At 72.5% G+C, this 12,649-nt stretch carries 9 protein-coding genes; 4 read left to right on the forward strand and 5 right to left on the reverse strand.

The window, feature by feature from the left end:
• Positions 1–3: 3 nt before the first annotated feature.
• A complete protein-coding gene (locus DB32_RS48615; protein WP_169791586.1) occupies positions 4–585 on the forward strand; it encodes a response regulator in 582 nt (193 codons plus the stop codon).
• A gap of 390 nt (positions 586–975) precedes the next feature.
• Positions 976–4,689: a PAS domain-containing protein gene (locus DB32_RS28250; protein WP_169791587.1), complete on the forward strand. Its 3,714-nt coding sequence runs from the start codon at positions 976–978 to the stop codon at positions 4,687–4,689.
• Between the two features lie 6 nt (positions 4,690–4,695).
• Here the strand turns inward: DB32_RS28250 and DB32_RS28255 are convergent, their stop codons facing one another.
• A complete protein-coding gene (locus DB32_RS28255; RefSeq protein WP_053235748.1) occupies positions 4,696–5,166 on the reverse strand; it encodes a hypothetical protein in 471 nt (156 codons plus the stop codon).
• A 208-nt stretch (positions 5,167–5,374) separates the two neighbouring features.
• Between DB32_RS28255 and DB32_RS47210 the strand changes: the two genes are divergently transcribed.
• Positions 5,375–5,545, forward strand: coding sequence for a hypothetical protein (locus DB32_RS47210; protein WP_157069481.1), 171 nt, complete (start codon positions 5,375–5,377; stop codon positions 5,543–5,545).
• A gap of 10 nt (positions 5,546–5,555) precedes the next feature.
• On the opposite strand, the gene DB32_RS28260 is transcribed toward DB32_RS47210, so the two are convergent.
• From DB32_RS28260 to DB32_RS28275, 4 genes are all read right to left on the reverse strand, one after another.
• Complete coding sequence (locus DB32_RS28260) at positions 5,556–8,078, reverse strand: TonB-dependent receptor domain-containing protein (protein WP_169791588.1); 2,523 nt, start codon at positions 8,076–8,078, stop codon at positions 5,556–5,558.
• A complete protein-coding gene (locus DB32_RS28265) occupies positions 8,075–8,392 on the reverse strand; it encodes a hypothetical protein (RefSeq protein ID WP_053235750.1) in 318 nt (105 codons plus the stop codon). The genes DB32_RS28260 and DB32_RS28265 overlap by 4 nt, the downstream gene beginning before the upstream one ends.
• Positions 8,385–9,947 carry a PepSY-associated TM helix domain-containing protein gene (locus tag DB32_RS28270; protein ID WP_053235751.1) on the reverse strand — a complete coding sequence of 521 codons (1,563 nt, stop codon included), beginning with the start codon at positions 9,945–9,947 and terminating at the stop codon, positions 8,385–8,387. The genes DB32_RS28265 and DB32_RS28270 overlap by 8 nt, the downstream gene beginning before the upstream one ends.
• A 66-nt stretch (positions 9,948–10,013) precedes the next feature.
• Entirely contained in the window at positions 10,014–11,207 is a 1,194-nt protein-coding gene (locus DB32_RS28275) for a hypothetical protein (RefSeq protein WP_053235752.1), read from the reverse strand.
• Between the two features lie 122 nt (positions 11,208–11,329).
• Here DB32_RS28275 and DB32_RS28280 point away from each other — a divergent pair, with 122 nt between their 5' ends.
• Positions 11,330–12,565, forward strand: a complete 1,236-nt coding sequence (locus DB32_RS28280; protein WP_157069483.1) for a hypothetical protein — start codon at positions 11,330–11,332, stop codon at positions 12,563–12,565.
• The last annotated feature ends 84 nt before the right edge of the window (positions 12,566–12,649 follow it).

Here is a 12,649-nt window from a genome sequence, read left to right on the forward strand (position 1 = left end):
ACAATGGACGCCCGGTTCGCGACCTCGGCCCGGTCGCTCGTCGCGCCTCGCTCCGCGCCCGTGCGCGCGTCGACGACGACACGCCGGGGCGGCGTGCCCGTACGGCGAATTGCGGGCCGCCCGCGCGCTCCTAGGAGCACCAGAGCGTGGCGCCGCGGCGCGCGGAAGGAGGACGTCTTGTCGAGCACGAGCCGGACGATCGATGTGGTGATCGTCGATGCGCACGCGGACACCGTCGACATGATGTGCGACGCGTTCCGCGCGACGGGCTGGCGCGCGCGAGGGTTCCGCAGACCCGACGCGGCATGGCTCGCGATGCTCGACGAGCCGCCCGATCTCGTGGTGGTCACGATCGGCGCGCACAGCCTCGACGCGCTCGAGCTCGCGTACCGCATACGACGCAGCCGGAGCATGGAGGCGGTCGCGATCATCGCGATCTCGTGTTGCCCACTGACGCCGGGCAACCCGCTTTTCGACGAGATGCTCACGAAGCCGATCGACGTGCTCGACACCGCGACGATCGTTCGTCGGCTCGTGCGGGACGCGCGCTCGTCGCGAACCGTGGCGCGCCGCGAGCGCGCGTGATTTCGCGCATCGCCGATTGTCGTTTCGTCCTCCACGGGCGCTATCGCCCGTCGTGGTCGCCGCGGTACGACGAGCACGCGACGACCCAGGGGGCTGCACATGGGGGCCCGGGTCGTGTGCGGCGACGCGCGCGGAGCCCGGGGCGGGGGCTTACGCGCTCTGCGCGCGTCGCCGCGTCGCACCCGATGTGTGACGGGGCAGGTTGTCGCGCCGCCGCGCGGGGACCATGTGCAGCCCGTTTTGGCCTCTCCTTTCCCCGACGAGGGGTTGCACCGCGCGATCGCCTGGGCTCGTGAGCAGACCGAGCTCACCGGGGCGGCGGCGGATCACCTGCGAGCCCTGGTCGCGCCGTGGGGCGCTCCGTCCAGCACCGCGCCGGATCTCCGGTCCGTGATCGACGCGGTCCCGACGCTGGTCGCCTACGTCGACGCCGACGAGCGCTATCGGTTCGTGAATCGCGCGTACGAGACGTTCTTGGGGTGCTCGCGCGCCGAGGTGCTGGGCCAGTCGGTCCGCGAGGTGCTCGGGGACGCGGCGTACGCAGCGCTCGACCACCTCGTCCGCGCTGCGCTCTCCGGGCGCATCGTGTCGTACCAGGCGGAGATCCCGTTCCGCCGGGCCGGCAAGCGCTGGGTCGACGTCGTGTACACGCCGGACGTCGACGCGAGCGGTCGCGTGCTCGGGTTCGTCGCGCTCGCGCAGGACGTCGCGGAGCGCAAGGCGCAGGAGGCCGCGCACGCCGCGATGCTCGAGCGCGAGCGCTCGCTCGTCGCGCAGCTCGAGTCGTCGAACGCGCGGATGCACGACCTGCTCGCGCAGCTGCCCGCGATCGTGTCGGTGACGCGCGGCCCGGAGCATCGCTACGAGCTCGTGAGCCCGACGGGCGCAGCGGTGTTCGGTCGCTTCGCGCAGGCGGGCTGCACCGTGCAGGACGCGCTCGACGCGCTCGGCGCGCGCTCGTCCGACGCGATCGCGCGCTACGACCACGTCTTCCGCACCGGCGACACCGTCGTGCAGCGCATCCGGTACGTGATCCCCGGTGAGCACGGCGCGCGGTCCGACGAGCGCACGTTCGACGTCCGCCTCCAGCCGCGGCGCGCCCCCGACGGATCGATCGAGGGCGTCATCTCGTTCGCCGTCGACATCACGGAGAAGGAGCGCGCCGACGCGCGCCAGGCGCTGCTCGTCGAGTGGAGCCGGATGCTCTCGGGGACGCTCGACGTCACGACCGCGCTGGAGCGGCTCGCGGCGCTGATCGTCCCCCAGCTCGGCGACGACGTGGTCGTCCGCGTGCTCGGCGAGGACGGAACGATCCGACAGGTCGCGGAGCGCTCGACCATTCCGGAGCGCGAGGCGGCGCTCCGCGCGATGCGTGACAAGGGCGCGCTCGCGGGCGGACCGAGCCCCACGGCGCGCACGATCGAGACGGGCGAGACCGTGTTCCTGCCCGTGATCGACGACGCGCTGCTCGAGCGCATCGCGCGCGACGAGGAGCACCTCGCGCTGCTGCGCGGGCTCGCGGCGCGCTCGGCGATCTCCGTGCCGCTCGTCGCGCAGGGCGAGGTGCTCGGCGCGATCGGCATCGGCCTCACCGCGTCCCCGCGCGACTACGAGCCGGCCGACGTCGCGCTCGCCGAGGAGCTCGGGCGGCGCGCCGGCGCGGCGGTCGCTCACGCGCGCGATCAGCAGGCGCTCCGTGCCGCGCGCGAGCGCGACCGGTTCCTGGCCGAAGCGACGCGCCTGCTCGCCGAGTCGCTCGACCCGTCGGAGACGATCGAGCGCACCACCGCGCTCGCCGTGCCGCTGCTCGCCGACGTGTGCACGGTCCGCGAGCTCGACGACGCGCCCGAGACGAGCTCCGACGCGGAGCTCGTGCTGCCGCTCGCGCGTGCGGGCCGCGCGCTCGGGTCACTGCGACTCGCGATGTCGAGCTCCGGCCGGCGCTTCGAGCCGTGGCACCGAGAGCTCGCGGGCGAGCTCGCGGCGCGCGCCGCCGTGGCGCTCGATCACGCGCAGCTCTACCGCGCGACGCGCGAGTCCGCCGCGAGAGCGCAGCGCGCGCTCGGCACGCTCGACGCGGTCGTCCGTGCGTCGCCGCTCGCCGTGATGCTCCTCGACCTCGATGGCTGCGTGCGGATGTGGAACCGCTCCGCCGAGCGCATCTTCGGCTGGAGCGAGGACGAGGTGCTCGGGCGCGTGCTCCCCGCGATCGATCCGCACGAGCTCGAGGCCTTCCGCGAGCAGCTCTGCCGCGTCGCGGCCGGCGCGACGCTCCGCGAGCACGAGATGCGCGCACGGCGGCGCGACGGCTCGTTCGACGCGCTCGTGTGGGCCGCGCCCGTCGAGGGCGCATCCGCCGCGCAGGTGCTCGTGAAGGTCGCCGACGTCGGCGATCGCAAGCGCATCGACGCGGCGCTCGCGTCGAGCGCGCGGCGGCTCTCGGTGATCGCCGAGGTGTCGCGCACGTTCGCGGAGGCGGGGCTCGACCCGGAGCTCGCGACGCGCGCAATCGCGCGCATCGTCGCCGAGCAGCTCGGTGACGGCGCGATCCTCTGCCTCGTCACGCCGGACGGCACGTCGCTCGAGATCGTCGCCGAGCACCACGTCGATCCGCAGCACCACGCGCTGGCGTTCGCCGCGTTCGCGAAGGTGTTCCCGATCGACGGCTCGCTCGCGGGCAGCGTCGTCCGCTCCGGCGAGCCGCTGCGCCTCGACACGCGCGAGCGCGCAGGCGAGAGAGCGCTCAGCGATGCCGGTCGTCGCTACGTCGAGCGCGTCGGGACGAACGACATCCTGATCGTGCCGCTGCGTCTGCGCGGCGTGGTGCTCGGCACGCTCGGCGTCTCGCGCGAGCGCCCTCGCCCGTACGATCCCGACGATCTCGCGCTGCTCGAGGAGATCGCGGATCGCGCGGCGTACGTGATCGAGAACGCGCGCCTCTATCGCACCGCACAGGACGCGACGCGCCTGCGCGACGAGTTCCTCGCGACGGTCTCGCACGAGCTGCGCACGCCGCTCAACGCGCTCGTCGGCTGGACGCAGCTCGCGCGCGACAAGGCCACGGACGCGCCGTTCCTCGGGCGCGCGCTCACGACGATCCATCGCAACGCGATGCTGCAGGCGAAGCTCGTCGACGATCTGCTCGACGTGTCCCGGATGATCACGGGCAAGCTGCGCCTCGAGCGGCGACGCATCCGCGCCGAGGAGCCGGTGCGCGCGGCGATCGACGTGCTCGCGGCGGCCGCCGACGCGCGCCGGATCGCGCTCCAGGTGATCGTCGCGGACGACGCCGGCGACGTCGTGGGCGACGCGGCGCGGCTCCAGCAGGTGACCTGGAACCTCGTCTCGAACGCGGTGAAGTTCGCGCCGGAGCGCTCGACCGTCGAGGTCTCGCTCACGCGCGAGCAGGGCGAGCTCGTGCTCCGCGTGCGCGACGAGGGCATCGGGTTCGAGCCGTCGTTCGCGCCGCACCTCTTCGAGCGCTTCCGCCAGGCGCACGCGACGCCGGGCACGGGCAAGGGCGGGCTCGGGCTCGGGCTGTCGATCGTGCGGCACCTCGTCGAGCTGCACGGAGGGCGCGTGCGCGCGTCGAGCGACGGGCTCGGTCGCGGCGCGCTCTTCGAGGTGCGCATCCCGACCGGAGGCGCGCCCGAGAAGACGGTGGACGACGTCGAGGCGCTCCCCCCGAGCGAGCCGCCGCCGCCGCTGCGCTCCGACGCGCGGCTCGACGGAATCCGCGTGCTCGTCGCGGAGGACGACGCGGACGCCCGCGAGGCGTTGCGCGCGTCGCTCGTGGATCGTGGCGCGTCGGTCATCGTCGCGGAGGACGGGCGCGTGGCGCTGGAGCTCTTCGACGTCGAGATGCCCGACGTCGTGATTAGCGACATCGCGATGCCGCACCTCGACGGGTACGCGCTCCTTCGCGCGCTGCGGCAGCGGACGGATCGCGCCAGCTCGATCCCGGCGGTGGCGGTCACCGCGTTCGCGCGTCCGGAGGACGAGTGGCGCGCGCGCGACGCGGGCTTCTCGCGTCACGTCGCGAAGCCGATCGACGGCGCGACGCTCGTCGCGATCGTCTCCGAGCTCTGCGGCCGCAGCGGCTGATCGCGATCAGTGATCGTGCGCGCCGGCGTCTCCCGAGCACGTCGCGCGGCACATCGTCTCGACGGCCTGGCACGCGGCGAGGTCTCCCGCGTGCCCGACCTCGTGACACTCGTGCGCGGGACCGGAGCCCGTGTCGTACGCGTGGCAGAGCGAGCCCAGCTCGTCGCACAGATCGGGAGGGCCGCCATCGACGTCCTCGTGGTGCGAGCCGGCGTCGACCTCCTCGGAGGAGCCGGCGTCGGTCCGCGCGGCCGTGCACAGGGCGACGCACTCGTCGCGACGCGGCTCGCACGCCGCGACGTCGCCCGCGTGACCCAGGTCGTGGCACTCGGCGATCGCGCCGGTGCCGGTGTCGACGTCGTGGCAGACGTCGACGATGTCTCCACAAGCACCTTCTTCGTGGTGCACCGGAGCATCGTCGTCGCCGCACGCGGCGAGCGAGAGGAGCGAGAACGCGAGGAGAACGGACTGACGCACGGGACCTCCGGGAGACGCGCGCGCGAGCCTGTGTGCGCGCGAGGGTCGCGTCGATGCGGCACGTTGTCGCACGACGCGGTGCGCGCGGCGCGACTGAAGCGGAGCGCGTCTTCGGCCATTCACGACGTGAATGGATCCCGACGCATGGGCCGCGTCCTACCGCGCCGTGCGGTCTCTCGTCGATGGCGAGCGCGGACCGCCCCCACACGTGACCGATTGCTGGCTGGAGCGCGCGGACGCGATCCGCGCGCTCGCGGAGCGGCTCGCGGACGAAGTCGCCGTCGCGACGGGCGCGAGACGACGCGCGCTCCAGGCCGCGCTCGCGCGCGTGATCACGCTCGGCGTCGAGGCGCGCGAGCGCGCCCGCGCGCGCGAGTGATGCGCCGCCCTCAGTAGTCGATCGACAGCTTCACGAAGCCCGCGCGGCCCGGGCGCTGCGCGCCGAAGAAGTCGAACAGCCGCTCGTCGGTGATGTTCGTCATCTCGATCGTCGCGGAGACGCGCGGCGGCCCGAGCACCGTGTACGTGAGCGCGAGATCCTGCGCGAGCTGCGACGGCACGGTCTGCTTGTACTCGCGGCGGCCCTGCGACTCCCAGCCGCGGAAGAACTCGTGCACGTAGCGGCCGCGCCACGAGAGCGTGAGCTCGTCGTTGCCGAACAGGTCGTGCGCGCGGAGGTCGGCCGAGAAATTCGCGAAGAAGAACGGACGGTTCGGGATGCGGTCGCCGGCGAAGTCACCGAACGTGCCCTCCTCGCTCGAGTTGCGATCCTCGAGGTACGTCGCGTTCCCCGCGAGCCGAACCCAGTCGCCGGGGCTCGTCCACGCGAGGCTCGCCTCGGCGCCGATCGCGAGCGCCTCGTAGACGTTCTGGTACGTCAGCACGCGGTCGTTGCCGAGCAGCACGATCATGTTCTGGCGCCATCGCACGAAGCCCGCGGCCTCGGCCTCGATCGCGCCGATCGGCGTGTCGCGGACGTCCAGCGCGACCTCGAGCGTGCCGTTGTGGCTGCGCTCGGGCGAGAGGTCGAGGTTGGGACCGACGAGCACGCCGTCGCCGAACACTTCGTAGGGCGCGGGCAGGCGCGTCGCGAGCTCGTACGTGCCGCGCACGAAGAGCTCGGGGAGGATGCGCCATCGCAGCCCGTCGCCGATGCCGATGTCGTGGCTCTCTCGACGGCGCTCGACGAACGTGAACCCGGGCAGGACCTCCTCGCTCGACGCGATGTAGACGTAGTCCTTCACGAAGATCTGGTTCTCGAGCACGCGCTCGAGCAACGAGAGGTGGTACTCGAGGCCCGAGACCATCGTGAAGAGATCGCGACGCGCGGTGAGCGGATCGCGTCCTCCGGGGTTCGACTCGATGCGCTCGTCGCCCGAGCGCGTCGTGTACGTCGGCGTGACGTTCAGGTGCACGCGGTGCTCGGGCGCGATCTGCCAGCTCAGGTTGAGCCGCGCGGGCACTGCGTCCTCCCACACCGACTGATCCGTCGGGCGAGTCCCGATCTCGCCGACCGTGCGCCGCGCGCGCACTCGGTTGCCGTACCAGTCGTAGACCCACGGCGACGCATCGGTGAACGAGATGTCGCGGCGCGTGTAGCCGACGAAGGTGTCGATCGACAGGCCCGGCACGATCTCGTGCTGGTAGCGGAGGAGGCCGCCCCAGCTCACCTCGCCGTAGACGGCCTCGCCGTAGGGCACCGTCATCACGACGTTGTTCTGGAGGTCGCGGTCGTACTCGCTGAGGAACCCACGGATGCTGAGGCGATCCGCGAACGAGACGCCCGCGAGCCCTGCTTCGACGGCGATGCCGTACGCCTCGTAGCGATCGTGGAATCGGCGCACGCGCGCGTCCGAGAGACGCCCGCGCGAGTCGGCGACCTCCACGTCGATCGGATAGTCGTTGTCGGCGCGGTCGTAGAACGCGCTCGCGCTCGCATAGAGCCCGCTCTCGTCGTGGCGCGTGCCCGCTTCCGTGAAGAGCCGGTAGGTGCCCCACGAGCCCGTCTGCACGTATCCGCCGGCGTGCAGCCCGTAGTAGCGCGACGGACGCACGAGGTTGATCACGCCGCCGAGCGCGTCGGTGCCGAGGCGGACCGGGACCGCGCCGCGATAGATCTCGACGCGCTCGACCATGTTCACCGGCACGTTCGAGACGCCGAGCCCGAACCCCGCGAGCTCGAGCGGGACTCCGTCGAGGAAGTAGCGGATGCCGGAGTCGCAGATGCCGTGGATGCACAGCCGCGCGGTCGAGCCGAGCCCGCCCGAGCGACGAACCGACACGCCCTCGCTGCGCGCGAGCACCTCGCCCATGTCGGCGCTCTGCGCGCGCACCTCGTCGATCGCCACGATGCGCACGGAGTCGGCGGACTGCGCGAGCTCGTCGGCCTCGCTCGTCGCGCTGACGACGACGTCGTCGGTGAGGAGGTCGTCGCCCCATGCTTCGTCGTCCTCGACCGGCGCGGCGTCGTCCTCGACCGGCGCGGCGTCGTCCTCGACCGGCGCGGCGTCGTCCTCGACCGGCGCGGCGTCGTCCTCGACCGGCGCGGCGTCGTCCTCGACCGGCGCGGCGTCGTCCTCGACGGGCGCTCGATCGTCCGCGGGGGGCGCTTCGTCGTCGGCGACGACTTCCTCCGTGGGCGCCGCGTCCTGCGCGAACGCCGCGACCGAGCCCGCGAGCACCGCCGTCGCGGCGCCGAGCGCGAGCGCCGCGCGCCACGCGCGGTCGTCGAGGTACGCGAGGCACATCGCGACGACCCAGAGCGGGATCGTCATCACGATGCCGAGCGCGATGCGGACGTCCTCCGGCGCCGGCGCGAAGAGCGCGAGGGCGATGCCGGCGAGCGTCGCGAGCGGGAGAGTACCGACGAGCGCGACCGTAGCGCGCGCGGCGACGACGAGACGATGGGTCACCACTGCATCCTCAAGACGGCGAGGCTCGCGAGCGCGATCGCGAAGCCGATCGAAGAACCCCATGCGAGCGAGCTGGTCGCGGCGAGCAGCGGGGTGACGCTCGCGGCGCTCGTCCACGCGAGAAGCGCGACGACGGCTCCCGTGACGAGATCGGCGCCGTTCGCGACGACGCCGACCGCCGCCGCGAAGAGCGCGAAGGACGCGGCGCGCAGCGCGGGGCGCACCCACGCGCCGTCGCTCGCGAGCACGACGCGCGGCGACGCGACGCACGTCGCCGAGAGCCACGCGAGCGCCGCGCCTGCGAGCTCAGCCACGTGCGCCTCCGAGCCGCTCGGTGCGTGCCTTCGCGTCGGCGATGCGACGCGCGAGCAGCGCCGCCGACACGAGCATCGCCGCCATCGCGAGGAGCCCGACGTCGACCGACGCGACCGCCCAGTGCCCGTCCATCAGCGCGCGCCCGATGTGGAGCGGCGTGACCGCGACGCTCGCGACGGGCGTCGCCGCGAACGCGAGCGCGCCCGCGATCAGCGCGACGATCGCGGCGTCGAGCTCGCTGCGCACCACGAACCCGACCACCGCGGTGAGCGCCCACGCGAGCACGAACGCGATCACCTCCGCGTCCGCGTGCCAGCTCGCGTCGATCGGCGCGATGCGGTTCGCGAGGAACATCGCGCCGACCGCGGGCGCGACCCCGAGCCCGCCCGCGATCGTCAGCCGCGCGAGCGCTCGATGTCCCGCGTGACGGCGCGCCGGATCGCGCCGCGCGAGCCAGATCCAATTCCCGCTCAGGATCGTCGCGCACGCGAGCATCGCGAGCAGCGCGTAGAGCAGCTTCGCGACGTCGCCGCCGAGCCGCGCGTAGTGCAGCCCGAAGATCCAATTCATCACGCGCGTCGCCGCGCCGCTCGTCTCGGGCATCGCGACGCCGACGACCGACCCATCGGTCGCGCGCAGTCGGACGCGCCCGGTCGCGATGCGTGTCTCCTCGAGCCGCCCCGAGACGTCCACGGTCGATCCCGCGTCGCCGTAGCCGTGCACGCGCACGTGCTCGGCGCGGAGGTCGCTGCGAGCCCTGCGGGCGTGCGCGACGAGCTCGTCGATCGTGAGCCGCGATCCGGGCGCTCCCGTCGTCGCGGGAGGTGCCTCGTAGCCGAGCAGCTCGCGCTCCGCGAGGGTCGTGTCGCCGCCGAACACCGGGCCCTGCCACGCCCACATCATCGGCAGCGCGAGCGACAGGAGCGCGCCCGAGAACGCCATCCCGATCTGGAACGGCAGCCCCATCACGCCGAGCACCTTGTGCAGGTCCGACCACACGAACCGGATGCGCTCGCGAAGCCGCAGCTGGTGCAGCTGGCGCACGAGGTCCTTCAGGTGGACGAGCACGCCGGTGACGAGCGTGAGGAGCATGACGATCGCGAGCGCGCCCGCCGTGTACATGCCCCACTCGCCGATCGTGCTCTCGTCGTAGAGGAAGTGGAGGTCGAGCAGGAACGTCGCGACCACCGAGCGCTCGTCGAGCAGCGCGCCGGTGGTCGGATCGGCGAGGACGGTCGTGCGACGTTCGCTCTCGCCCCCGACGTCGATCCAGATCGGCGCGCACGCGTCGCTCGGCACCGCCGCGGTGATCGTCGTCGGCCTCGCGCCGAAGCGCGCGATCGCGCTGCGCACCAGCGGCTCGAGCGGCACGCCTTCACAGCGAGCGTCGTCGACCACGCGATGCGAGCGCGGGTCCTGCCAGATCGCGATCTCCTCGTAGAAGAGCGCGAAGGCTCCGGCGAAGAACATCACGTTCAGGACGATGCTGGTGATCGCACCGGCCCAGGCGTGGAGATCCCACCAGCTCGTGTACGCGTGTGGATGCAGCTTCACGATCGCGTCCGGACGAGGTCGACGTCGGGTCGGAACGGCGGCGCGCGCGGCGCCGCCGTCCTCGTTTCACTCCACGCTCGCGAGCGCGTGGAGGAAGCCGGGCGCGGTGAGCATCCGGCGCGGCCCACCCTCGGCGGTGAGCTCGATCAGCGTCGTCTCGGCGTAGTCCGCCGTCGTCTCCGTCCCGAAGACGCGCCCGTCGACGTCGAACCACACGACGTCGGCCGTCGAGGGCTCGAGCGTCGTCACCGGCGTGACCGCGTTCGTCTCGACGTTCCAGCGGACCCAGCGCCACGCGAGCTGCCCGGTGACATCCCACGACGCACCGACGGGATCGATCTCCGCGAGGTCGGCGTCGAGGACGCGGAGGAAGATGTCCTGCCCGCCGCCGCGCACCGGCTCGCCGGCGATCGCGCCGTCGACGAGATCGGCGAGCAGCGTGTGGTAGTCGGCGTCGAGCTCGTCGGCGTCGGCGGCGACGCGCAGCGCGCACGGCGGGGTGGTGATGCGCTCGAGCTCGTACGCCGCCGCAGCGAGCGCGGCGGTGACGAAGTACGCATCGCCCGACTCGGTCACGATCGGCGTCGTGATGCCGCCGCAGCGCGTGTCGACGTCCACGCGCGAGACCGTGTCCGTCGTGGTGTCGAGCACGACGAGCCCCGTCTCGGGCAGCACGCGATCGTTCGTCCAGTCGAACCAGCCGACCGAGAAGACGAGCGCGTCGCCGCGCATCAGCGCGCGATACGAGTAGTGCGAGAGGTATCCCTCGCGAACGGTCTGCGGCAGCGCGATGGTGCCGGTGACCTCCATCGCGGTCGGGTTCCACACGACCAGCTGCGAGCCGTCGCGGTCCGGGTAGTACGCCTTCGTCGGCGAGACGAAGTAGACGGTGTCCCAGAGGTCGCTGACGCCGTACGGCTGGAGGCTGATCGCCGCGTCCTCGACGAGCGAGCCGTCCTCGCCGAAGCGATAGCGCGTGATCGTCGGCGCTTCCCCGGAGCCGATCGCGAACCACCCGCCCGCGTACGAGTAGAGGCGCGCCGACCCCGCCACCTCGAGCGCCTGGCTCGGATCGATCTGCGTGTCGGCGTCGAGCGAGTCGACGACGTGGAAGTACGACGTGATCGACGTGTCGTCCCACACGCGCGTCGCGACCAGGTACCCGCCCCGCGTCGGGGTTGGGGACGCGTCGTCGCCGCCGCAGCTCGCGATCATCGTGGCGACGCCGAAGAGCGCCGCGCTCCTGGTCCAGCGATTCATCTGCTTCTCCCTCGTCCGCGGACCCGGACTGCCGTGGTCCGAACGGCCAGCTCCTTGACGCGAATGATAACGATTGTCAATGTCGCGCCAAGCTCAGAAAGCCGAGGTTTTGGATGTTCTCGATGGTTCGGGTCCGTGGGGTTCGTCGTCCCGTCGTCACGCTCGCCATCGCGGCCGCGCTCTCCGGATGCGGAGAGCCATCCTCGTCGCCGCCCCTGACCTGGGACGGCGACTTCGTGCTCTCGAGCACGGTCTTCACCCCCGACAGCGCGTCGTCGTTCGTGCGCGTGATCGAGGACCCGGGGACGCCCGCCGTCGTGAACGCCGACGACGCGCTCGAGGTCGGAGGCGCCGCGGCGCTCTTCGGCTTCGACGGGCAGCGCATGTTCGCGCTCGGGAGCTCGGAGTCGCCCGTCATCACGCGTCACGTGGTGACGTCGGACGGTCGGCTCGAGGAGGACGGCGAGCTCTCGCTCGCGGGCGGCGGCTCGGGCGTCGCGTCCGCGTTCCGCCGGCCCGGGCTCGTGCCGTTCGTGTCGCCGACGAAGGCGTACTTCATCGACGACGTCACGAAGCAGGTGCTGGTGTGGAACCCGACCGAGATGACGCTCGACGGAGCGATCTCGTTCGCGTCGGCCGATCGCGAGGGCCTGGTGATCGAGGTCGGCGAGCGCGCGGTGGTGCGCGGTGAGCACCTCTTCGTGCCGGTTCGTTACCGCACGGTCGAGGAGTCGGACGCGGGCATCGCGGCCGCGCTGGTGTTCGAGCACGCGACGGACTCGTTCGTCGGCGTCGTCGAGGACGATCGCTGCGGCGACACCGTGCACGTCGTCGAGGCGAGCGACGGCACGCTCTACTTCGGCAGCGGCACGCTCGGCGCGACGTTCTACGCGCTGCAGCGGCCCGCCGGTTATCCCGCGCCGTGCGTGCTCCGCATCGAGCCCGGAGAGACGGAGTTCGATCCCGACTTCTACGTGTCGATCCCTTCGCTCGTCGGCGATCGCCCCGCGGGTCGGCTCGTCGCGGGCGTCGACGGCAACGCGTACGTGCTCGCGCTCCACACCGAGCTGCTCGAGGCGCCGCTGAGCGACGAGACCGAGCTCTACGCGCCGTGGGAGGCGTCGGCGTGGCGCTGGTGGGGCATCGAGCTCGGCGCGACGACGCCCGGCACGCAGCTCGAGAGCACGCCGGTCGCGAGTGGCGCGGGCTGGGCGCTGCACGCGGGCGACCTGCAGCTCGTCACGCAGATCCGGTACGACGAAGGACGGACGACGCTGCTCGTGCCGCAGGCGGACGGGAGCCTGCGCGCGGGCCTCGACGTCGCGGGCGTGCCGTACTCGATCGTCCGCCTGCAGTAGTGCCCGTCTCCGATGGCGCACGTCTCCATGCGTGCGCCATCGGCGTGAGGCTGCTCGCGACACGCGCGCGCGCTTACTTCTCGC

This window comes from Sandaracinus amylolyticus (assembly GCF_000737325.1).
Lineage (GTDB): Bacteria > Myxococcota_A > Polyangia > Polyangiales > Sandaracinaceae > Sandaracinus > Sandaracinus amylolyticus.